Source organism: Acinetobacter sp. Ag2 (assembly GCF_001005515.1).
In the GTDB taxonomy this organism is placed as follows: Bacteria; Pseudomonadota; Gammaproteobacteria; order Pseudomonadales; family Moraxellaceae; genus Acinetobacter; species Acinetobacter bereziniae.
Window position 1 is genome coordinate 12,122 of record NZ_LBNA01000021.1, and the last position, 23,413, is coordinate 35,534.

At 36.1% G+C, this 23,413-nt stretch carries 25 protein-coding genes and 1 pseudogene; 13 read left to right on the forward strand and 13 right to left on the reverse strand.

Translation table 11 applies throughout. The features are described 5' to 3' along the window. Nucleotide 1: 1 nt before the first annotated feature. On the reverse strand, nt 2–1,063 hold the full coding sequence (locus tag AAV97_RS01080; RefSeq protein ID WP_052945832.1) for a TPM domain-containing protein: 1,062 nt from the start codon (nt 1,061–1,063) through the stop codon (nt 2–4). 736 nt (nt 1,064–1,799) lie between these two features. Between AAV97_RS01080 and AAV97_RS01090 the strand changes: the two genes are divergently transcribed. Further along, the gene (locus AAV97_RS01090) at nt 1,800–2,975 is read left to right on the forward strand and encodes a PQQ-dependent sugar dehydrogenase (RefSeq protein ID WP_046759581.1); all 1,176 of its coding nucleotides are present in this window, start codon (nt 1,800–1,802) and stop codon (nt 2,973–2,975) included. Nucleotides 2,976–3,008: 33 nt separating this feature from the next. On the opposite strand, the gene AAV97_RS01095 is transcribed toward AAV97_RS01090, so the two are convergent. The 4 genes from AAV97_RS01095 to AAV97_RS01110 all read right to left on the reverse strand — a co-directional run bounded on the left by AAV97_RS01095 (nt 3,009) and on the right by AAV97_RS01110 (nt 6,227). Further along, a complete protein-coding gene (locus AAV97_RS01095) occupies nt 3,009–4,250 on the reverse strand; it encodes a TPM domain-containing protein (protein WP_046759582.1) in 1,242 nt (413 codons plus the stop codon). A gap of 137 nt (nt 4,251–4,387) precedes the next feature. Beyond that, nucleotides 4,388–4,882 carry a hypothetical protein gene (locus tag AAV97_RS01100; protein ID WP_046759583.1) on the reverse strand — a complete coding sequence of 165 codons (495 nt, stop codon included), beginning with the start codon at nt 4,880–4,882 and terminating at the stop codon, nt 4,388–4,390. A 2-nt stretch (nt 4,883–4,884) separates the two neighbouring features. Further along, nucleotides 4,885–5,229, reverse strand: coding sequence for a hypothetical protein (locus tag AAV97_RS01105; protein WP_010590895.1), 345 nt, complete (start codon nt 5,227–5,229; stop codon nt 4,885–4,887). 275 nt (nt 5,230–5,504) lie between these two features. After that, entirely contained in the window at nt 5,505–6,227 is a 723-nt protein-coding gene (locus AAV97_RS01110; RefSeq protein WP_046759584.1) for a YgfZ/GcvT domain-containing protein, read from the reverse strand. 238 nt (nt 6,228–6,465) lie between these two features. Between AAV97_RS01110 and acnD the strand changes: the two genes are divergently transcribed. The 10 genes from acnD (at nt 6,466) to AAV97_RS01150 (ending at nt 16,924) form a co-directional block, all read left to right on the forward strand. Then, nucleotides 6,466–9,072 (forward strand): Fe/S-dependent 2-methylisocitrate dehydratase AcnD, encoded by a 2,607-nt coding sequence (gene acnD, locus AAV97_RS01115; protein WP_046759585.1) that lies wholly within the window; start codon nt 6,466–6,468, stop codon nt 9,070–9,072. A 177-nt stretch (nt 9,073–9,249) separates the two neighbouring features. Next, complete coding sequence (locus tag AAV97_RS21320; protein ID WP_228136492.1) at nt 9,250–9,789, forward strand: hypothetical protein; 540 nt, start codon at nt 9,250–9,252, stop codon at nt 9,787–9,789. Between the two features lie 36 nt (nt 9,790–9,825). Continuing rightward, the gene (locus tag AAV97_RS01120) at nt 9,826–10,917 is read left to right on the forward strand and encodes an ATP-dependent nuclease (RefSeq protein ID WP_228136493.1); all 1,092 of its coding nucleotides are present in this window, start codon (nt 9,826–9,828) and stop codon (nt 10,915–10,917) included. Nucleotides 10,918–11,383: 466 nt separating this feature from the next. Continuing rightward, complete coding sequence (locus tag AAV97_RS20760; RefSeq protein WP_004829882.1) at nt 11,384–11,527, forward strand: zinc ribbon-containing protein; 144 nt, start codon at nt 11,384–11,386, stop codon at nt 11,525–11,527. Between the two features lie 121 nt (nt 11,528–11,648). Further along, nucleotides 11,649–12,227, forward strand: a complete 579-nt coding sequence (locus AAV97_RS01125; RefSeq protein WP_046759595.1) for a DUF4126 domain-containing protein — start codon at nt 11,649–11,651, stop codon at nt 12,225–12,227. Between the two features lie 190 nt (nt 12,228–12,417). Beyond that, entirely contained in the window at nt 12,418–12,630 is a 213-nt protein-coding gene (locus AAV97_RS01130) for a hypothetical protein (RefSeq protein ID WP_081409711.1), read from the forward strand. Nucleotides 12,631–13,000: 370 nt separating this feature from the next. Next, a complete protein-coding gene (locus tag AAV97_RS01135; RefSeq protein WP_004829873.1) occupies nt 13,001–13,450 on the forward strand; it encodes a hypothetical protein in 450 nt (149 codons plus the stop codon). 244 nt (nt 13,451–13,694) lie between these two features. Continuing rightward, nucleotides 13,695–14,147: a hypothetical protein gene (locus AAV97_RS01140; protein WP_227566868.1), complete on the forward strand. Its 453-nt coding sequence runs from the start codon at nt 13,695–13,697 to the stop codon at nt 14,145–14,147. A gap of 614 nt (nt 14,148–14,761) precedes the next feature. After that, nucleotides 14,762–15,463, forward strand: a complete 702-nt coding sequence (locus tag AAV97_RS01145; protein WP_009585966.1) for a DUF1003 domain-containing protein — start codon at nt 14,762–14,764, stop codon at nt 15,461–15,463. 612 nt (nt 15,464–16,075) lie between these two features. Continuing rightward, nucleotides 16,076–16,924, forward strand: coding sequence for a GGDEF domain-containing protein (locus AAV97_RS01150; protein ID WP_046759587.1), 849 nt, complete (start codon nt 16,076–16,078; stop codon nt 16,922–16,924). A gap of 44 nt (nt 16,925–16,968) precedes the next feature. Here AAV97_RS01150 and AAV97_RS01155 read toward each other — a convergent pair whose 3' ends face one another. From AAV97_RS01155 to AAV97_RS01180, 6 genes are all read right to left on the reverse strand, one after another. Then, entirely contained in the window at nt 16,969–17,382 is a 414-nt protein-coding gene (locus AAV97_RS01155) for a roadblock/LC7 domain-containing protein (protein WP_046759588.1), read from the reverse strand. A 17-nt stretch (nt 17,383–17,399) separates the two neighbouring features. Further along, nucleotides 17,400–17,933, reverse strand: coding sequence for a GTP-binding protein (locus tag AAV97_RS01160; protein ID WP_004829865.1), 534 nt, complete (start codon nt 17,931–17,933; stop codon nt 17,400–17,402). 14 nt (nt 17,934–17,947) lie between these two features. Beyond that, a complete protein-coding gene (locus AAV97_RS01165; protein WP_046759589.1) occupies nt 17,948–18,916 on the reverse strand; it encodes a hypothetical protein in 969 nt (322 codons plus the stop codon). 457 nt (nt 18,917–19,373) lie between these two features. Beyond that, nucleotides 19,374–20,033: a hypothetical protein gene (locus AAV97_RS01170; RefSeq protein WP_046759590.1), complete on the reverse strand. Its 660-nt coding sequence runs from the start codon at nt 20,031–20,033 to the stop codon at nt 19,374–19,376. 15 nt (nt 20,034–20,048) lie between these two features. Then, nucleotides 20,049–20,489, reverse strand: a complete 441-nt coding sequence (locus AAV97_RS01175) for a ClpXP protease specificity-enhancing factor (protein WP_004829860.1) — start codon at nt 20,487–20,489, stop codon at nt 20,049–20,051. Between the two features lie 26 nt (nt 20,490–20,515). Continuing rightward, nucleotides 20,516–21,169 (reverse strand): glutathione S-transferase N-terminal domain-containing protein, encoded by a 654-nt coding sequence (locus AAV97_RS01180; protein WP_004829857.1) that lies wholly within the window; start codon nt 21,167–21,169, stop codon nt 20,516–20,518. 169 nt (nt 21,170–21,338) lie between these two features. Between AAV97_RS01180 and AAV97_RS01185 the strand changes: the two are divergent. After that, nucleotides 21,339–21,656 (forward strand): annotated as a pseudogene (locus AAV97_RS01185) (hypothetical protein); the annotation flags it as partial. 187 nt (nt 21,657–21,843) lie between these two features. On the opposite strand, the gene rpsI reads toward AAV97_RS01185, so the two are convergent. Next, nucleotides 21,844–22,230: a 30S ribosomal protein S9 gene (rpsI, locus tag AAV97_RS01190; protein WP_004829853.1), complete on the reverse strand. Its 387-nt coding sequence runs from the start codon at nt 22,228–22,230 to the stop codon at nt 21,844–21,846. 12 nt (nt 22,231–22,242) lie between these two features. Further along, nucleotides 22,243–22,671, reverse strand: a complete 429-nt coding sequence (gene rplM / locus AAV97_RS01195) for a 50S ribosomal protein L13 (RefSeq protein WP_004829852.1) — start codon at nt 22,669–22,671, stop codon at nt 22,243–22,245. A gap of 247 nt (nt 22,672–22,918) precedes the next feature. On the opposite strand from rplM, the gene AAV97_RS01200 reads away from it, so the two are divergent. Beyond that, nucleotides 22,919–23,329 carry a hypothetical protein gene (locus tag AAV97_RS01200; protein WP_046759592.1) on the forward strand — a complete coding sequence of 137 codons (411 nt, stop codon included), beginning with the start codon at nt 22,919–22,921 and terminating at the stop codon, nt 23,327–23,329. The last annotated feature ends 84 nt before the right edge of the window (nt 23,330–23,413 follow it).

The following is a 23,413-nucleotide window of genomic DNA, read 5'->3' on the forward strand; positions in this document are numbered from 1 at the left end:
GTTACCAAGAGCCTGATGCGCCTCCACCCCCTGAACTACCTCCAGAACTTCTACTGCTACCCGATGATGAACTGGAGCTAGAGGAAGATGAGCTATTGCTCGATGAACTTGAGGAAGAGCTTGAATAGGATGATGAACGTGAAAAGGTTGAAGGTGTTTCTTTAAACCATTCCTGATATTCAGCAGGATAATAATGTTGATAAGGCTTGGCTATCGAATAAATGAGTGTCCAAATCAAAAGCAAGATGAATGGACAGAAAATAAAAAACATCAATACGGGAATCCAACTGTTTGGCAGAAGAAATGCCAATATAATTGGAATACCGATCAATAAAACAGCATATTTCTTTGGAATCTTTTCAGGTAAAGTCGATAATTTAATCAGTTTATAGATATTTTGATAATGATTAAATTTAGCGACCAGCCATAGAACGAAAACGTACAAGCCAAAAAGCAAAAAGAAATTTAGTCCTGTAACAATCCAACAAAATAGATGGTGAATAGGCAAAAATATGATTAAAAATAAAGGAATTCCTTTGATTCGAATTTGCTGTTTTTTAAGCGTTTGATAAATTGGCGAAAAATAGATGACTAAAATACAACTCACCATAATATTCCAAATAAAAACAACGAAATAGTTGATGAAGTGCTTTGAGGGTTGGTCTAAGTGTATGACATGCGGATTTTCTTGCTGTGGCGTAGCATAATGATATGTGCTTTGTGCTGTCGTATCAGGAGTAGATTTTTGTTCAACGTCGTGAAGTTTGGGAATGTCTATGGTTAAGTTGGGTGATTGACCAAGTTCATTCTGTGCGAGTGCAATACCTGTATAGTATTCATCATTTTTAAAATGGGGTGCGAGAGTATTTCGAATAATGCGACCAGATTGTATATCTGTTATATCCCCCTCTAAACCATAGCCAACCTCAATTCGCATTTTTCGATCATCTTTGGCGATCAGTAACAACACACCATTATCTTGTTGAGCATTACCGATTTTGATGGTGTTAAAAATATCATTTGCCACATGCTCGATTACCTCGCCGTCTAAAGTGGAAATGATTAGGGTCTGTGGACAATTCGTCTATGTTTGCGACTAGGTGTGTTTTTTAGGCGATTCTAGGCGCGAAATACGAAATTTAGTCATTCTAAATGATGAGAAACACTGTTTCGCAAGGGAACGACGAAGCGCCAAAAAACATGCTAGTCCCCGCTACGCCTTGCGCTGCAAACAAAGCAGTGCTTTGTTCTTGCTCAGGGTTGTGGCTAAAATTATCTCAGGCTACGTTATGAAACTTGAAAATAGTCTCGCTATTCTCTTCATTTCATGCCTTGCCTGCTCAATTTTAACCTACAACGCAAGCCATTTATGAAATGTCCACAGACCCTTATATCTTAAGGTCGATATTTTTTTGTTTAAAAATAACTTCGTTGTTCTGTTTGAGCTTTTCAATCTCAGCTGTAGTTAATGTTTGAGTGGTATCTAAAATATGGTGTTTTTTTAATTCTTCTAGCATTTTTGGCGATAGCGCATGACAGGTAATACTGAGTAATAGACTCAGTGTTAAGAGCATGAACTGTTGATAAATTGCTTTATTGAATAAATACATCTTTAATATTTTTTTAGTCTGTGAGGTTAATTTTAAATGGAGAGGAACATGAGTGAAACAATTTTTACAAATGAATGAAGAGTCCATTTGAATCTTCTCAAAAGCATTTGATTATGTATTCATCATTTAAGTTGTATAATATCAACAAGAAGCTGTTTCTTCGTAAGATTAATCGAGACGTATAAAAAAATGATGAAAATATTCTCAATCTTATTGCTCTATTTAGTTTGTCCAATGGTCGTTTTTGCTCAACAGCCAAAGCTGGTGCCTCATCAAATCAATTTGAAAAATGGAAAGCGCTTTTCTTTAAATTTACCGGCAAATTTTGAAATCATTCCTGCCGCAGAAGGGTTAAAACGCGTTCGCTTTTTTACGAAAGCTCCTGATGGCAGAATGTTTGTCACAGATATGCATGATTTATCGGACAATAAAAAAGGCATCATCTATATTTTGGATCAATGGAATGCTGAAACAGGTCGATTTGGCAAAATAATTCCTTATATGACTGGTTTGAAAAATCCAAATTCGATTCAGTTTTATACAGATGATACAGGGCAAGATTGGTTATATTTAGCTGAAACTGACCAACTCACTCGACGTAAGTTTACCCAAGGTGAAACCAAACCCACGGCTAAAGCTGAAGTTTTAGCTACTTTTCCAGACTATGGCTTAAGCTACAAATATGGTGGTTGGCATCTAACACGGACAATTGCTGTAGGGGGCAATGGAAAAATTTATGTTTCAGTTGGCTCTAGTTGCAATGCATGTGTTGAAAAAGAAAAAGTTCGAGCAACAGTTTTAGAAATGAACCCAGATGGTTCTGAACAAAAGATTTTTGCCCAAGGTTTACGTAATGCAGTGGGTTTAAAATGGATAGGTAAAGTTTTATTTGCCACCAATCAGGGGGCAGACCATTTAGGTAAAAATAAGCCTGATGAAACTTTTTATGCCCTTAAACGTGATGCTGATTATGGTTGGCCTTCATGCTATTCGTCGAATGGTAAAATTTTTGCCGATCCAAAATTCAAACGTTCAAGTGGCTGTAAAAATGTATTAACACCTTACGCCTATTTCCCTGCGCATTCATCTGCACTTGGCTTTGATTATTTTGATCATCCTAATACGGATGACAGTATCAAAAATTCTTTTTTGGTCGCTTTACATGGTTCTACAGATACCTCAATTGGTCATGGCTACAAAATTGCGATTATGCGTAAAGGACAAAAACTTGAGACTTTCATGGATGGTTTTTTAGTGGGAAAAAATGTCTATGGTCGACCTGCTGATATTTATCGAGTTGATGAAAATTCATTTTATTTCTCCGATGACAAAGGCGGTGTAATTTATTATGTGAGGAGGAAATAATCTTCTTCCATCACATGTTAAGCACCTTGACACTTACCATGAACCTGATGCACCACCACCACCTGAACTGCCGCCTGAATCTCGTTCATCATTGGATGATGAACTGCTGCTGGATGATGAACTGCTACTTGAAGATGAATCTTGATGACTATCAAAGGATGAATGATGATTTGAGGTGTAATTATTGTCTGAATTGGAGTTTTTCCGTAGTGCCTGAACTCTTTCAAAAGCCTCCTCGCGTGCCTGTTGTTGCTCTTTTTCTCTGAGATATTGATTGTAGTAAGTTGTTAAATATTGATTTTCATTGCGATGTTTGAACCGATACAAAAATTTTAGATAACGTAAAAAAATTAAAATTAAGCAGATAGCTAAACATTTCAACAGAAAAACTGCAGTTGTAGGAATGAAATCAACTAGATAGAAAATACCTAATCCAAAGATTGAAAAAATTTGAAGCGGCAGGCTATACAAAATGCATTTCAACATTTTATGGCTTTGATCTTTAGGTATGAAGACTGCAATTAAAAATGGTGCATATACTGGAATAAGCACACTTAAAAAGAAACCTAAATTAGCAAGATTTAAATAAGAAAAAATCAACAGATGAATAAATATCTCTACCACAAAAAAAGCGACAAAGGCTGCTAATCCGCCTCCAGTCCCCAGTTTGACAACCAATTTGGTATAGACCCAATACATTGGAATACAAAGCAAAATAGAAAGAAACAGGTAACCATAAAAGCTGAGATTGAAAACAATTTCTGGGTGTTTTGTGGTGATCTCTCTCAATGAAATATTTTGATTGAAAAGCGTTTTCTGGGTTTGAGAAAGACCTTGATAATAATCATTATTTTTAAAATTTGGTGCAAGGGTATTTCGAATCATTCGTCCCATTTGCACATCTGTCAAATCACCTTCCAGACCATAGCCAACTTCAAAGCGCATTTTTCGGTCATCTTTAGACACGACAAGCAACACGCCATTATTAAGTTCTGAATTGCCTATTTTAATTTGATTAAAGACTTGTTCAGCATATTGTTCTATTGATGTATCTCCAATCGTAGGGATCATTAATATTTTCAAATCAATATTTTTCTGCTGATAAAGCTGTCTATTTTGATTTTTTAATGCTTCGATTTGATTGTTGTCTAGGGTAGAAGTCGTATCAACAATATGCTGTTGTTTGAGTTGCTGTAACAGTTCAGGCGATAGCGCATGACTACAGATACTTAAGATACTGACTAGAAGTAATACGATGATTCTTTGAGATGTCATGGTTTGAAGGTATCTATTCATTTTGTTGTATTAAAATTGAGATTAATCTCATTCAGTTTATTCAATGATCAATATATTTCGATAATTGAAGTAGGGGGGAAATTGTTTAAGCTAAATTTTTTTCTATGAATGCATATCTAAGGTCTGAAAGGTGATAATGAAATATCTTGTGCCTTGGCTAAATTTAAAAAACGTAAGAAAATAAAAAATTCAATTAAATTAATACCAATACGCCAAAATTGTTCGTTAAAAATTCTTAGCGTTGTATTGTAGAAGACGAATACATCAAATCCAGCTCCATTTGCACCAAAGCCAGTTTCGAAATAAATAAACAAACCTGAGGTAATTTTGGGAATATAGGCAATCAAAGGTGTATAAAATGCTGGAATTAAACTTAAAGAAATCCAAAACAAGATTTTTAAACCTGTTTGTCTTTTGTCCCAATATTGAAGTGCACCAAACAACATAAAAACCAGTTGAATGTAAATTAAGACATATAAGATGAATACTAAAATATGAAAGGGATTGGTAAAGAGTTGATAGGTAATCAAGCCCAATCCAATGATGGCAGAAATACCATAATATAAAGCGATAAGTTTGTATTTAGGATCGTTAAATTCTAAATTATTCATTTTCATTTTTCCTTTAATGGAATTTGTGTGTTATTTAATATTTTTCTAAATCGATAAAACATAAAAATTTCAATAAAATTAAGACCAAACCCCCAAGGACTATCACCATTCAAGGTAATGGTCGTGTTGTACCCTGCGTGTAGTTTTAAGGTAGAAAAAAATGATGTATCTGTCCATTCAACGAAAAATCCAAATATGATGGCAATATTGGGGATATATAAAAATAACGGTGTGCTTAATAAGAAAATTAAACTAAAACTGATCCATTTTAATATTTTAAGTCCTGTAATATTCAATTGCCAATATTGATAAGCAGCGTAGAGTGTAATGATCAGTTGAGTCAACATCAATCCATAAATCATTTTGGAGAATAAGTTGATGTTATTAAAATCAATGAGATAAATTAATATACATATCGCAAAAAATGAAAATCCACCATAATATAAGGCAATAAATTTATGTTTGGAGTCCTGGAAACTCTGATTCATAGTTATAAAAAAGATAAATTAATATAATGATTTTTATCATTTTATAATAAATTAAAAGATTTTTTAAGTGTGATTTTAATGAAATAGCATAAAGATAACGTTATCAACGCTATCTTTATATAAAAATTAAATCGTTACTGTGGTCTAGCAACATCACCACTCAAATGCTCAGGTAGAGCTAAAACAGTCACGCCCAACTCTTCTAGAGCATCAGGACGGGCAACAACCAGTGCAATATAGCCATTTTCAAAAGCTGCACTGTTCACGACTTGAACGCCCTTATTTAGTTGTTCAGCAGGAGCAGGGGCAGTACCCGTAGCTTGAATAGCATGTAACCAAGCCTTAGGTTTTGCTTTAAACCAAAGACGCGCAATTACTTCCTGACCAAGATAACAGCCTTTGTCATAATTGATACCTTCACGTTGATGCAGGCGTAATTCCTGAGGTTGAAACAAACCGTCAGTCACTTTAGTGATATAGGCTTGACCATTCTGGATGGCGGAAATTTCCCACGCTGCAATATCAGTCTCATTGGCAGAAAAGTCAGTTGTAGAACCATTGAGTATTGGAAAAACTTGCCCAACCAACTCAAGTTTCATTTTAGAAAAAGCACCATATTTTTTGATGTGCTGTGCAAACTCTTCGGCTTGATCTTGTGTGGTCACAATTTCTAGATGTTCAGGATTAATCTTTTTTAACCACAAGCCAAAATGAATTCGACCTTTCAAATCGCAGATAGCCGTATATTGACTAATATTTTCAGCTAAATTTTCAACATTTACAGTAACTTGACCTTGTAAGAACTTGACCGCATCAACACCGATTAAGGTAAAAGAGGAGAAAGCTAGATCGCTCATGAATTGCTCGCTTGTCTTAAATCTAATACTAAAGAATTAATCTTATTTTCCGCTATTTTTCAAAAAAAAGCAGTTTTAGTGCAAATATTTTAATGAAGTTGTTACTAAATATTTCTAAAACCCCTGTTTTTATATCTAAGTTTATGAAATATAAACGATTTGGGAAATGGGTTTTCGACAGTGTACTATGCCAAGCATTAGACACGCAGTACAAAACGATGCAAGAGGCACAAACGCAATGAATAAAAATTATCGTAAACCCCTGCAAGGTACCCAGCTCGAATACTTCGATGTGCGTCAAGCCGTAGAAGACATCCAGCAAGGCGCATATGCAAAACTTCCATACACATCAAAAGTATTGGCTGAACAATTGGTACGCCGTTGTGATCCAGCCATTCTCGAACAGTCACTCAAAGAATTAATCCATCGTAAGCAAGATCACGATTTCCCATGGTATCCCGCACGTGTCGTGTGTCATGACATTCTTGGACAAACAGCATTGGTAGACCTTGCCGGTTTACGTGATGCGATTGCAGACCAAGGTGGTGATCCAGCAAAAGTAAATCCTGTCGTTCCAACCCAGTTGATTGTTGACCACTCTTTGGCAGTGGAATACGGTGGTTTTGACCCAGATGCTTTTGAGAAAAACCGTGCTGTAGAGGACCGTCGTAACGAAGACCGTTTTCACTTTATCGAGTGGACCAAAACTGCGTTTGAAAATGTCGATGTTATCCCAGCAGGTAACGGCATCATGCATCAAATCAACTTGGAGAAAATGTCTCCAGTGATTCAAAATCGTGAAGGTCTTGCTTTCCCTGATACCTGTGTCGGTACCGATTCACATACACCGCATACCGATGCACTCGGCGTAATTTCTGTTGGTGTTGGTGGTTTGGAAGCCGAAAATGTCATGCTTGGTCGCGCATCTTGGATGCGTTTACCTGACATTATTGGTGTAGAGCTGGTCGGGCAACGCAAAGCAGGCATTACAGCAACAGATATCGTTTTAGCGTTAACCGAGTTTTTGCGTAAAGAGCGTGTGGTTGGTGCCTATTTAGAATTTTTTGGTGAAGGTGCGGACAGCATGTCAGTTGGAGATCGTGCAACGATTTCAAACATGACGCCTGAGTATGGTGCAACTGCGGCAATGTTCTACATTGACCAGAACACTATTGATTATTTAACGCTGACAGGTCGTGAAGCGGATCAAATCAAATTGGTTGAAACCTATGCCAAAGAAATCGGTCTTTGGGCATCGGATATGAAACAAGCGGAATATCCACGTGTACTGCGTTTTGATCTTTCTACTGTAACACGTAATATTGCAGGTCCATCGAACCCACATGCCCGTGTATCAACGGCAGACCTCAAAGAAAAAGGGATTGCAGGTGTTGTTGAAAACCGTACTGATGGCTTAATGCCAGATGGTGCAATCATTATTGCTGCGATTACGTCTTGTACCAATACTTCTAATCCACGTAATACGGTTGCCGCAGGTTTATTGGCACGTAAAGCAAATGAATTGGGTTTAACACGTAAACCATGGGTGAAATCATCATTTGCACCAGGCTCTAAAGCAGCAGCTTTATACCTTGAAGAAGCAGGTGTAATGGATGATTTAGAGAAACTGGGCTTTGGGATCGTGGCGTATGCATGTACGACCTGTAATGGTATGTCAGGTGCTTTAGATCCAAAGATTCAGCAAGAAATTATCGATCGTGATTTGTATGCGACTGCGGTACTTTCTGGTAACCGTAACTTTGATGGTCGTATTCACCCTTATGCTAAACAAGCATTCTTGGCTTCACCACCATTGGTTGTGGCTTATGCAATTGCAGGGACAATTCGTTTTGATATCGAAACCGATGCATTGGGGAATGATCAAGATGGCAATCCAATTTATTTAAAAGACATTTGGCCATCGGATGCTGAAATCGATGCTTTAGTGAAAGAGTCAGTAAAACCTGAGCAGTTCCGCAAAGTCTACATTCCAATGTTCGACTTAGGTGTGGCTGAAAAGTCTGAAAGTCCACTATATGATTGGCGTCCGCAAAGTACTTATATTCGTCGCCCACCATATTGGGAAGGTGCGCTTGCTGCGCCACGAACACTATCGAATATGCGCCCACTGGCAATTTTACCTGACAACATTACCACGGATCATTTATCGCCATCGAATGCGATCATGATGGATTCTGCTGCGGGTGAGTACCTGCATAAAATGGGTGTACCTGAAGAAGATTTTAACTCTTATGCAACGCATCGTGGTGATCATTTGACTGCGCAACGTGCAACATTTGCCAATCCAAAATTGTTTAATGAAATGGTGGTTCGTTCTGACGGTACGATTAAACAGGGTTCTAAAGCACGTGTTGAACCTGAAGGCGAAGTGATGCGTATGTGGGAAGCGATTGAGACTTATATGAATCGTAAGCAACCACTGATCATCATTGCAGGTAAAGATTATGGTCAAGGCTCAAGCCGTGACTGGGCTGCAAAAGGTGTTCGTCTTGCTGGGGTTGAAGCGATTGTAGCTGAAGGTTTTGAGCGTATTCACCGTACCAATCTTGTGGGTATGGGTGTTTTACCACTTGAGTTTAAAGCAGGTACAGATCGTAAAACTTTAAAGCTTGATGGTACTGAGCTTTATAGTGTGATCGGTAATATTGCACCACGTACAGATTTAACTTTGGTGATTGAGCGTGCAACGGCTGACGGTAAGAGTGAAATCATTGAAGTTCCTGTAACTTGTCGTCTGGATACTGAAGAAGAAGTACATGTGTATGAGGCGGGTGGTGTTTTACAACGCTTTGCACAGGATTTCTTGGAAGGTCAAGTGGCTTGATTTAATTACATTTCTTAATCCTCAAAACCCTCCTTCGAAAAAGGAGGGAGTTTTCAGTATTTCAAAAGTGAGTATTACTTTGTATGTGATCAATGTGGGGATTAAAGAAAAAAGTAATTGATAGTGTTGTAAAAAGACCCTACTGTTAAGTGGGGTTTTTATTTTTTGGTAATAATTATGATTAAAGATATCAAGTTGAAGTTTGGTAGAGCATTAGGACTGGAAAAAACAATTATAGATGCTTTGCCGATAACAGTATTTGTTGGTCCTAATAACTCAGGGAAAAGTCAGATACTTAGAGAAATATATCAATATTGTATAAGTGGAATGCAAAACTCAAATAATAAAATTATCGATAATATTCAATTCATCGGTATTTCTAAAGATGAAATTGAAAATGCTATAAGAAAAGTTCAACAGGAACCTCACATCAATGAGTTTATTAATCCTGATCACATTTTAGTTGGGCGAAATGGAGAAAGAAATCAAGTTCATTTACCATCGTATAAACATGTATTAATTAATCCTAGTGAAGCAACTAATCAGTTTTGTACTACATATTTGAAATATAAGACATTAACATTGGATGGATACAATAGGATAGATTTAGTTAATGCGCAAGGAGCAGGGAATCTTCAAGATCCTCCACACTTGAGTTTTCAAATGTTGTTTAGAGATAATCAAAAAAGGTATGAAGTAAGAAGAATAATATATTAGGCTTTTGGGCAGTATCTTGTTCTAGATCCAACCAACTTGGGTCAATTATCTTTACGGTTGTCAACAAAAGAGCCACAAGATGAGTTAGAGGAAAGAGGCATTCATGAAGCTGCTGTAGAGTTCCATAAAAAGGCAATACCTATAGATTATGCAAGTGATGGTGTTAAAGCTTTTACAGGAATGGTTACTGAAATGATTGCTGGAGATCCATCAATTCTGCTAATGGATGAGCCAGAAGCTTTCCTACATCCGTCACTAGCATTTAAGCTTGGTAAAGAAGTCGCAGGTATAATGTCGCATTCAGAAAAGAGGTTATTTGTTGCTACACATAGCCCCAATTTCATTATGGGTTGTATTCAATCGGGTGCGCCAGTAAATATAGTGCGTTTGACTTATAGAGATGGTGTTGCAACATCTAGAATTTTGCCAAACATTGATATTTTAAAATTAATGAGAAATCCATTATTGCGTTCGATAGGTGTACTAAGTGGCTTGTTCTATGAGTTTGTAATTGTAACTGAGTCTGATGCTGATCGTGCTTTCTATCAAGAAATTAATGATAGGCTTCTAAAATTTAGCAATAAGGGTATTCCTAACTGTTTATTTCTTAATGCACAAAATAAACAAACAGTTAAGACTATTATAAAACCACTACGTGAATTAGGTATACCTGTTGCAGGTATAGTTGATATTGATATTTTAAAAGAAGGTGGCAAGGTTTGGAGTGAGTTTTTGGAAAGCGCTTCGCTTCCAGAGATTGAAAAAAATGCATTAGCGCATACTAGAGAAGCTTTGAAACAAAAGTTTATTGAATCAAATAAGGATATGAAAAAGGATGGGGGAATAAGTATCCTGAAAGACCAAGATAAAGAAGCTTTATCCAACCTTTTTGATAAACTGGCAGAATACGGTTTATTTGTAGTTCCAAACGGTGAATTAGAATCTTGGTTACAACAATTGAATGCTCGAGGGCATGGTCCAGCATGGTTAATTGATATCTTTGAGCAAATGGGTGAGGATCAAACTTTAGACTCTTACATTAAACCTAGCAATAATGATGTCTGGGAATTTATTTCCAAAATTGGGAATTGGTTTCTAAATACTAGGCGTAAAGGAATTCCTAATTGATGTTTTATAAAAATGGTAGTCCACCTGATAGAAAATATTATGTGATTGTTTTGATAAGGTTTTCTGCTTAGAAATAATTGAAAAATTTTTCAAAACTATCAAATTGACAAGTATCTGATGTAGAAAATTATATGACTTATTATTTTCTATAATTTAACATTTGAGGAGAGGATTTTATGACGATGGAAGAACCAATAACAGCTGAACGCCTTTTAAATGTATTGTCACAAATGCCCGATGATTTTTATGAGGAAGATAGAACTGATGAACCACCTCAAGAAAGAGAAGCAATTTAATTAATTTGTGGATTCTAATTTATGGAAAGTCGTTAACAAGAAAAATCGTATTACTTTTTGAAATCATTTCTTGCAAAAATGACACCATCATTTTTTAAAATAGACAGTAGACATACATTAAAATTTGGCTATACTTTATTCACCATTTCTAAAACCTATGGAGAACAAAAATGGTTACTGCTGGTCAAAAACCTGGAACAGGCTTCTATTTTTGTGTCCAATGTGGACATCGCGTTTACTTAGAAATTGGTACAGATCGTTTACCTCCGTGTACCAAATGCCTTGGCAATCAATTCAACAACAAGAATGCCTAAGCAGCACCAACAAAACAGCTACTCGCAGTTTTAAGAAAAAGCCCTATCATCCAATAGGGCTTTTTTGTTAATTTAATAAAAAGTTTAAAAATATAATGAAAATACAGGCAGAAATATCATGATCGAAACACTTCTTAGCTTATGTATAGGGATTGGTTTAAGCGCAGCCTGCGGTTTTCGTGTGTTTGTTCCACTCTTGGTGATGAGCATTGCATCATTGATGGGATGGTTTGAACCAATGAAAGGTTTTGAGTGGTTAGCAATACCCTCTGTGTGTATAGGCTTGGCTGTTGCAACTGTCTGTGAGATTGGTGCGTATTATATTCCTTGGGTAGACAATGCCTTAGATACCATTGCTACACCTGCGGCAATGGTGGCAGGAACACTGACCACCATGGCGGTGAGTAGTGGTGAAATGTCACAGTTTGCTAGTTGGGCGGCTGCAATTATTGTAGGGGGAGGAACAGCAACAGCAGTACAAATGGGAACAGTTGCAGTTCGGGGATTATCCACAGCAACCACAGGTGGTATCGCAAATCCTGTCGTGTCTACAGGTGAATGGATTGGAGCAATTGTCGTTTCAGTATTATCGCTCATTGTCCCCGTTTTGGTGGTGATTGTTGGAATTCTCTTGGTGGTTATTGCCATCCGTTGGATTAAAAGAAAAAGACAAGAAAGTACAAATCATTCAACCGTTTAAAGATAAACATGATAATTAAAATAATAATAAAAATTAAATACTTAGATTGATTGTGGAAAATCAATAAGAACAAAAAATAAAAAGATTGATTTTTATACAATAAAGGCATATTTTTATTATGGAATTAATAAAGGCATAATTTAATTATGGGTTTATTCGTTTATTTTACGAATAAATAGGGGGAAACTTTATGATGGACAAATTTATTATCAATCAAAATCCGCAAGCCAATGGGGTGTATGAAGTACATAATGCTACTCAAGGTTGTAATTATTTACCCCATATCACTCAGCAAAATCTCTTGGGATTTTTTGCGACTAGTGATTTGGCGCTAAGGCGGGCAAAGATGAATTGGCCAAGAGAAAAAATTAAAGTTTGTATACACTGTTGTTCAGAGGCTTAGAATTTGAAATAAATTCTGCATCCATGTTGGAGCATTACACAACTGCTGCATGGATGCTTTTATTTCGCTATAAAAATATGATGTAGACTCATCATTTAATACAATGATAGGAAAGGAGAAGACCTTTAAAATAGGTGTTTGCTTGAGATTTATTATCCTCAAATTAGAAGGGATATTTAAATGTTAGATATTCATTTTTAGTTCAAACAACATTTTATGGACTGCTTCAAATTTTAGATGAATTGTTGTGATCCATGTTGTATTGAAAATAATCAATTTAAAAAAAATAATGATAATAGCTGTTTTAAAACAATGATATAAATGCTATTAATTAATCATAATATCAACATCACATGGATAGGTGAGAACAATGAGAAAGTTCGATGTCGAAATCAGTTTGCCTGCGCAAGCAGTGGAATCTTTTGAAGCTGAAGATATAGAACAGATTCGGGCAAAATTTTATGCCATTAACTGGCGTCGTTTATTTCTGACTCAACTTCAAGCTGCTGATTCAGATATCTCATTTGCAGTACAAGATACAGAAACAGAATTATATTTGCATATACAGTTAAATACGCAATCGAGTAAAGCCGAGCCTGTCTTCCAAATTGACAGTAATATTCAATTGACTGTAGAAAGTAAGGAGTTTTTAGGATTTTTAACACGCAAAAAGAAATACGATGTGGTGTATAAGAATTTGAATCAAACACAGGTTTCAGAACAACTTAGTCTGTTTTTAAATGGGCAAATTGATGCAATGACAGAACAGTATAGACAATTGATGCACAAAAAAATGTTGCAAGAACATCGTTTAGCCTAATTTTAGATTTACGAAATCTACAAAAATCAGGAAGTCAAAGCTTCCTGATTTTTTTCAATTGCTCTAAATGCAAATACTTAAATAATTAACCAATGAGTAAAATAAACTTGGTGCATGTAAAAAATAAAAAAAGTGAATTTTTTCACAATTTACATTAAAAATAAATAACTTAGTTTTAAAAGTATGATCTGGTTCTCTATGTTTTTTGAAGAGTATTGTTACACTACAAAAAGATTTTAAGTGTATGCGTTTTAGAGTAATGAGCAATTTTGAAATTCACATTCAGTATCCAAATCACACCAGTGAGCATGATATGGAACGGTTCAGCAATCTTGAGATTGCAGAAGTACTGACGAAATTTGAAAGCATCAGTTGGCGACGCCAACGCGTTTTACAATTGCAATTAGAGGGTCTCAGTACGATGTTCAAGGTGATTCATCCTACATCAAATGAATTTTTGACCATAACGCTGAATGCTTATGCTAAAACAGAAGATTTCGAGTTCAAGGTAGAAAGTAATATTACGTTGATTATTCCGCAGCGTGAGTTATTCGGATTAATGACACGTAAGAATAAAGCGCTATTTGCCATCAAGCAGAGTACACTTGAGCAGATTAAGACAAGTTTAACAGCGTTCTTAAATCAGGATAGAGCCACTTTAGAAGACATTTTCACTCAAGTTAAACAAGCTCATTAAGAAAATCAGTATTCAACTGAAAGCATGTTTACATATAACTAAAAAAGTAATGTTGCTGTGTTGGGGCGGAAATGCAAATTTAGAAATTAAATTTGCATTTTTTCTCTAATTCATGCAATAAAAAATCATTTAATTAACCGAGTTGGGAAATTTTTTTTATATTGATTGTTTTAAAGAAAAAATTTCCTGAAAAAGACAAAAATCAATCTATCTTAGGAAAATAATCCCGAAGCAATTTGATTAATATTGTTTTCAAGGATGTAAGGGATCGAAAAGAGCAGATTGCTACCAGTTGCGTATAACGTGCGTGTAGTACTTACCCACAAGGTCTCGATTCGGCTTAGGACGCTATAGATCAAAAGTTTATAGGCAATAGGGTTAAAACTTACAAAGTTTTAATAGTTGAAGTAAACCACAGTTGTTTTCCCGCTCATCCAAAAAATTCAATAAAAATATTTACCTAAAAGTATTTCATAAAATAAATCTATTGAACTTTGTTTCTTATATCAGAAAAAACATCTAACCAAGATACTCTTCATACACAAAGCCACTCAAATATATTCTATGCTTGGTCTTAATCAGGGATTAAAAAGAACCACGATAAGAGTAGCGTTATGAACGAAAAACTTGAGAATCATATTTGCTTTGTGTGTAAAAAGAGTTTTTCCCATCGTGATGTGGTTCCAATGGGTACCATTCGCAAAGTGATTACAGAAGAAATTGCACGAGATTTCCCAGACTGGTCTGCACAAGATTATATTTGTAGAGCTGATTTAACCAAGTACCGTATGCAATATGTGCAATCTCTATTGCAATCTGAACAAGGCGAAGTATCGAGTTTAGCTTATGAAGTGCTCAACAGCATGCAACAGCACGAACTGATCACTAAGAATACTGAAAATCAACTCGATGAAAACTGGACTTTGGGAGAACGCTTAGCAGATAAGATTGCAACTTTTGGAGGAAGTTGGGCTTTTCTAATTTGTTTTAGCTTGTTCTTGGCAATCTGGATTATTGTGAATACTGTGGTAATGGTCAAACAGCCTGCAGACCCTTATCCTTTTATTTTACTTAATCTTATTTTATCTTGCTTGGCGGCTGTGCAAGCCCCTATTATTATGATGAGTCAAAATCGTCAAGAAGCTAAAGATCGTCTACGTTCGCAAAATGATTATCAAGTCAATTTAAAAGCTGAACTTGAAATTCGACATTTACATGAAAAAATAGATCATTTGTTGATGCACCAATGGGATAAATTGGCAAAAATTCAGGAAATTCAATTGGACTTGTTGTCAGAAATGAATAAGAAAAAATAGTTTAGCGTCATTGATGTATGTGAGAGCTGAACAGAAAGGATTTCTATTTTTTTCATACTGAGACTGAGAAAAAAATAGAATTAAATATAAAACCATTTAAAAATTCTTTAATCTCGTACTTTGACGGGAAATTTTTTTAAATTCAGCTGAAAAGACCTCATCTTAGGAAAATAATCCTGAACAGCTTTGGGTATTATGGTTTGCAAGGGTGATCAGGGATCGAAAAGAGTAGATTGCTACCAGTAACGTACAACGTGCGTGTAGTACTTACCCACAAGGTCTTGATTCGGCTTAGGACGCTATAAACCAAAAGTTTATAGGCAATAGAGTTAAAACTTATCTAGTTTTAATGCGTTGAAGTAAACCATCAGTTGTTTTCCCTAACACCCAAAGATTTCTATTTTATAACAGTATTTATCCTCCTATATATCACTTTACCTTTATTACTATTTTAACTACAGCTAAGTAAACAGTCTCTGTTTTTTGTTTAAAAAATTCTGTTAAATCTATTTAAAACATTGGCTTATTGATTATTTTTTGAGTTTTTACTTTGCTAGATTTTTTAATTAATCTATACGATAATGAAATAATAACACAAAGGATTGTGATCATATGATTAAACAGTTGGAAACGTATTTATTTATGAGTTCCATTGTTGTTCGGCGTACTACTTTACTTTTGATCATTATAGTTTTAGGAATCATTGATCTCTCAACGGGCTATGAATATTCTTTTGCTGTTTTTTATTTAATTCCAGTTTCGATTGCCGCATGGTATGACCATAAGTATGTTGTCATCATTACCGTAATTTTATCTGGACTTACATGGTTATATGCCGATTATAGTGCGGGGCATGAGTACACCAATTCGATTATTCCTTTCTGGAATGCTTGTGTGCGACTAGGGTTTTTTAGCGTTGTGGCGATTTTATTACGTAGAATAAAAATGAATTTAAATGAAATGACGCTTATGGCGATGAAAGATCCCTTAACCTTATTAAATAATACACGGGCGTTTAATTTAGCCTATCAGGCATTAAAAAAGAGACATAGTAAAACAGAACAAACATTTGCTGTTGGTCTAATTGATTTAGATGGCTTTAAAACTGTAAATGATACCTACGGGCACAGTAAAGGGGATGATGTCCTAGTCGAGTTTGCGCAGGTGTTAAAATCGACCACACGCCATTCTGATGTCGTTGCGCGTATGGGCGGTGATGAATTTATTGTGATCTTACAAGACATTGATCTAAACGCCATTGAAGACTACGAAAAACGTTTAAGAAAAAGCTTTTTGTTAAGTGGATTAAAACAGCAGTTCGGTATTGATTTTAGTATGGGGATTCGTACTTATGATGAATTACCTGAAAATATTGACGAGGCTACTCATCAGGCAGATCTACTGATGTATCAGTCTAAAGTACATGGTAAATCGCAAACCACTATTGATGCGAAACCTTAACAGGGATTACCGAACAGTTTAACCAAGATGGGTGAGCCCTCTTGCTATGATTGATCTTGTTGGATAATGGCTTGGCTGGCTTCTTTTAAGTGATAAAGCAATTGTCCGAGTAGTACCTCTTTACTGCTTAATGTGACGATGAGCATAGGATGCTTGGTGCATGGTACAGCTGTTAATACGGCTTTGCCATTCTCAGCATCTAAAGTAATACTTTGACAGCCAATCAAATTAATTTCAGATAAAAATGCATTGACCATCGCTAAAATGGAACTACTCACCGCTGCTAGTTTACTGGAGTGAAATTGATAGCGTTTACTCACAGAAGCTAACTCAAAACCATCACTTGAACAAATCATAATGAATTCAATATGATTGACATGGTTGAGTACTTCTTGGATTTGTTGTTTAGCAAATGCAACCAATGCTTCTGGTGCTGCCCGTTGCTCTGGTAAATTCATACGCACCTCTTGATTGGTTATAAGTATTTAATTTCCAATGCTGTAATCAATGTTTCTAAGAGCAACAGTACATCTGCTTTCTTTCGTGCATCGATAAAGAAAACAGGAAAGTTGAGTTGCCGTTCTAACAACCATTGTCGATATTGGTGAGTCGGTTTAGCCAAATCATCATCGATATGGGTGATACCAATTACAATGTTGTCGCCGTATTGTTTAAAGGTGTTGATGTAATAGTCCAACTCTTCTAAAGGTGTCTGTAAACTATGGTCAATCAATAGGATTGTGCCAATAGCCCCTTTACAAATCACTCCCCACATAAAGTCGAAACGCCCTTGACCAGGTGTTCCATAAAGCCCAACTTTATTGCCATCATCAAGTGTGACTTCTCCATAGTCGATTCCTACTGTGGTATTGAGTTTTTTGTGGCTATGTTCATCCGTATTAAAGGCTTCTGTTGCCAATACAGGAACCTCTGAGAGCGATTTAATCGCTTCGGTTTTTCCTGCCCCCATCGAACCTGCAAAAACAATTTTGTATTTTTGAATAATCATCGCGTATCTATCCCTTAAAACTTAAATTTACTCTTTAATTTGTTAAAAAAGCTTTTTAAGATTCCTTTATTTTCAGTGTGTTGTTCTTCGCTCTGTGTTTTGTCGAACTGGCTGTCTTTTGCTGAAATGACCTCCGCATTATGAATGGCTAGATTGGCTGCTACAAAATGCTGAACAGTTGCAACAGGAATGTTGAGTTTATCTGCAACATGTTGAATTTGTGCACCATAGATAAAGCAAGCGGTGAGTTGTAATAACAGTTTCTTATCGAGTTGATTGGGTTGAACCCAAAACTTCAAACGATAATATTTGTCAGCCGCAGGTACAGTAATGAGTTGTGGATTTTTCCAGATCAAATTAAATAACCAGTCTTCTAAGTTGAACTGGCGTTTACGTGAAACCTTAATAAAGTCGGAGGTGAGTGCTGCTGCATAATGTATTGAAAGGTCTGTCTGATACTCATCACGTGTCGCCTCAAGCCAAGCCAAATGTGCATGGTGGTCTATAATGGCAATAGTTCCTAAATGATCACTGAGAATGACTTTGCGGCTGTCCTGTGTATAGAGATCAGCAAAGAAATCAATTTCTTTAATTTCAAGTTGAGTTTCAGTGTCGTCTATAGACAGATCTAAACTGGTTACAGGTGAATCTCCTTGCTGAAGTAATTTGACATTGACCCAATCTTTAAGCGTACATTCATCATAAATAGGGATGCAAAGCAGGTTATCTTGAGCACTTTCTGTGTGTTCACTGTGTTTTGATATTTTTAAATAAGGAATATTTTTATTTTGAATAATATTTTGAATATTATCATTTTCAAAAAACTGCTCATTGATCAAAATACAGTTGATATTTTGATCTGAAACACTTGTCCAATTTATACCAATATGGGGTGGTAAAATTTTTCGCAGCCTGATTTTAAGATCATCTGAGGTGGTTAAACCTAAGCCTGAAATTGCGATATTGATACATTGATTGTTCATAATATCACTTATCTGAGATTAAAAGATTAAAGTGTGTAATACATTTTAACAGTCATCATGTGTTTAAATTAACGCTAGATTTATTCTTTTTCCAATTAAAACATTTTTTTAATGTTTAAATGTATAGCATTTAGTCGTTTTATTTATTTCGGTTTTATCCTCCTTTGTAAATTGTTAATTTTATTTAAAGTTTAGAGAATTTCATCGCTTTAACTTAACACTAGTTATTATTGAAAATCTATCTTAAACCCGAAGATTTTTTTAAATGATTTTTATCAATAGAAGATTAACTTAAAAGTTTTTAGGATTTTGATTATTATTGTGCATATTTAATCATTTATAATTTTATTATTGTGATATTTATCACTTGTAATAATTAAATAAACTTAAATATTTTTTGCATGAAAAAAAGCGATCATTTAGATCGCTTTTAATAAATTTAGATTATCAGTAACATTTAAGCAAAAACTTTGCTGACAGCTTCAAAAAGAATATAGAGCACCACAAGTGCGACTACAGGTTCAGCAACTTTTGCCCAAGTTGGTTGAACTGTTTCAACAACAGTAATTTCTGGGTGGTCTACATGCGTATCAGTAGTTTGAACATTGACCATTTGATTAAACTCCTTCATGGTTTCATCCAATGATATATCTTCTTGCACTGTAGGTTGAGAGCCAATCAGTTCGGTTAGTTCATTTGTTGACCAAACCCAATCTTTTGCTTGACCCGATAAATGTTCAATTTGCCCAATCACCAGTTCTCTTAAACCTCTTTTTCCCAAACTTCCTGCAGTGTCTAACTGTTTTAATTCAGCAAATTGTAGTTCAAGGATTTCAGTTGTTGCTGATTCAAGCATTGTTTGCTCTAAATCAGATTTGTTCTGTGGTGATGTGGTGAGATGTCGTGCAATTTCTTGACTATATAGATGATCTTGCGAAAGAATCTCTTGATAAAGTGCATCATCATCCTTACGCCACAGGCTAATAATCTTGCCTAAAGTGAGCGCATTGATTTCTTCAATATGTGCAGTTCGTTCAACAGCTTGTAGTTGTGATAATAGCTGAGGCTTTTGAATCTTTATCTGCTCAGCAAAGTATTGTACGAGATCAAAAGCCATTCAGTTCTCCTTGTTCTATTCTAAAATGCGTAAGCTCGATTTTTTCTTTGGCGCATCAGTCGTGATTTCTGTTTCATCGCTTTTGTTTGATTTTAAAGCATCTTCTTCGATTTGCACATTGGCATATTCGTCAGGATCAAAGAATAAACCTTGTCCATTTTCACGCGCATACAGTCCCAATACCGCATTCATGGGGATATAAAGATCTTTCGATGCGCCACTAAAACGCGCAGAGAAAGTAATTGCATCGTTACTCATATTTAACATATGAACTGAATGTGGTGCTAGATTAAGAACAATTTGCCCATCTTGTACAAATTGTTGCGGAACATCGGTATAAGGTTGTGTCGCATCAACAAGTAAATAAGGGGTTAAATTGTTATCGCAAATCCATTCATATATTGCACGTGCAAGGTATGGTCGAGTTGGGGTTAAGTTCAATTCTGGTTCAGACATTAGAAAATACTCTATTGTTTTGCGATCTAGGGTTTTGCCAAAAGTTCACTATATCGGCTTTTTTCTTGAAAGGTCATCGATTTCAAAAAAGCGGGTCGGCTAAAAATCCGTTGGCAATATAGTAAAATTGGACGGCATTGCTGTTTAGGCAGCTCAATTCCCATATGTTTTAACCGTACGAAAATTGGGGCTAACATACAATCTAAAATTGTAAAGTTATCAGACATAAAATACGGATAGTGCTGAAAAAGTGGTGTTAAAGATACTAAAGTATCTTTCAGTTGTTGCTGAGCTTTTTTCTTTTCTGCTGCGTTGAGCGTATCTGGGTGGCGGAGCATGGTGTCTGCAAGCTTAAACCAATCTTGCTCAAAACGCCAAATATACTGTCTTTGTTCTGCGCGTGGGGCAGGTGCATCGGCATACAGTTTATTTTGCCGATAACGGTCATCTAGGTATTCAGAAATGATATGGGTTTTAAACAATTTCAAATCGTTTTCAATCAACATTGGCAGTTGATTGTATGGATTAAGGCTTGCTAAGTCTTCATCATCTTCTTCAACGATTATTAAAGTGTGTTTAATCTGCTTTTCTGCAAGCAGAAATCTGATCCAATGTGAACGAAAGTCATCCTCGTGGCTATACAACGTAATCCCTTGTTGAGGCGCATTTTCGACTGACATATTCCAAAAACTAGAAAAAATGAATAGACTAGGATACTAAAAATAGGCAATAAAATCACCTTAACTTTAATAAGCTTATGGTATGCGCTGAATTTAAATCAATATAAGGTCTGGGTCATTCATGAATTTAATAAATAATAGCAGTAAGTTGCTTCTTGCTGTTTTTCTTATGATGAATCTTTCAAATACATATGCAAAGAAACAAATTGTAGATGCTCAAGTGCAGGAAGCGGCTGCTGAAGCTATGGAAGCTGCCGGAGCTGAAGCTACTGTGGCTAGTGACGAAGAAGCCGCATGTCGTGCTGATGATGCTTGTGATGTTGCATCTGCTGTTTCAGGGGATGAAAGGTACGGTGGAATCGAACAGGAGTATGTTGTTAAGGGGTGTAAGGTCACGATTTACAATGATGGACCTGTAAAAATGGTCAATGTAAAGACCAATAAGCCATGTGATGCACCAATTCCGAAAGACCATAAGTTTTCTAAGGAAACTCGAACTTATCAGGAAAATGGCTGTACGATCACAGAATCAAAATATGCCGACGGGATTGCCGATGCTGTCATGGACTGTTCTAAACGAGATAAAACAAAATAACTGTGAAACTTTGAATAGTTTTAATCCATAAAAAAACCTCGGCAAATGCCGAGGTTTTTTGTCCGATTCGGTAAACGAATTAACGTTTAGAGAATTGAGGACGTTTACGTGCTTTACGTAAACCAAGTTTCTTACGTTCAACTTCACGAGCATCACGAGTAACGAAACCAGCTTGACGAAGAGCAGGTTTTAAAGTTTCGTCAGAAGCGATCAACGCACGAGTAATACCGTGACGGATAGCGCCAGCTTGACCACCGATACCACCACCAGCAACAGTGATGTAAAGGTCATACTTTTCAGTTACGTCTAAAAGCTCAAGCGGTTGACGAACAACCATACGAGCAGTTTCACGACCGAAGTACTGTTCAAGAGTGCGATTATTGATTACGAGTTTACCAGTACCAGCTGATAGGAAAACACGTGCAGTTGCGGTCTTACGGCGACCTGTACCATAGTTAGTAGCCATGTGCTGTATCCCTTAGATGTCCAAAACTTGTGGCTGTTGAGCAGTATGAGGATGCTCAGTACCAGCGTACACTTTCATTTTCTTGATCATTGCATAACCAAGAGGACCTTTTGGCAACATGCCTTTTACAGCACGTTCGAAGATTTCTTCTGGTTTGTGAGCAACTAATTTTTCGAAATTAGTTTCACGAATACCACCAGGGAAACCAGTGTGGCGATAGTATTTCTTATCAAGTGATTTGTTACCAGTCACTTGAACTTGCTCTGCATTGATCACAACGATGTAGTCACCAGTGTCAACGTGAGGCGTATAAGAAGTTTTGTGTTTACCGCGTAAACGACGAGCGATTTCAGTCGCAAGGCGACCTAAAGTTTTGCCAGAAGCATCAACAACGTACCAGTCGTGTTGAACTTCAGCAGGCTTAGCGCTGAGAGTTTTCATTAAACCACTACCTATTATAGTTGGTTTGGACTATGGAATCTGTCCAAACAAAAAGGAGAGCAAATTCTAGCTGAATTGAGATAGATTCACAATCGAAATATTGAATTTCAAGCGCATTATTATATTGAGTGTTGTTAAAAAAAGCAAAGCTTCTTTTTACCTTAAATACTGAGGTATATTGTGTGATTGGAATTATAAAGAAATTGATCAATAATTAGCACTTAAATCAAGAAAAACACAAGGCAAAATGAAAATAATAAGTTCAATAATATTGCTATTACTCTTATGGGGAGCCGGGAATTTTACGCGAAGTTCTGCTCAGACCGTTTGGCAAGATAAAGCGCATGTGTTGGCTAAACCTCCAGAAAAACAGCATGAGGAATTAGATACGATTCTCGATGTGAAGTGGATGACTGCTGATTTTACTCAGGAAATTGATGATGCCTTTCCTTGTGAGCCTGTTGGTATATTGGTTCAAACACAAAATATTGAGATCGGTCAAGAAATAGATGTGGTAATTGAGTTGAAAAATCGTCGAGATCATCAAGCTGTAGAATATACTGTGTACGGAAAAGTTGAACCCGATCATCACGTTAGAATTATTTTTGATCAACACATTGACCTGAATAGCTGTGAGAATGCAGAATTTGAGCAATAATCAAACCGACTTTTGGATTTTGAAATACCTGTGTGTATCAATGGCAGGATTGATCAATATTTTTTAGGGTGTGTTGACACTTTT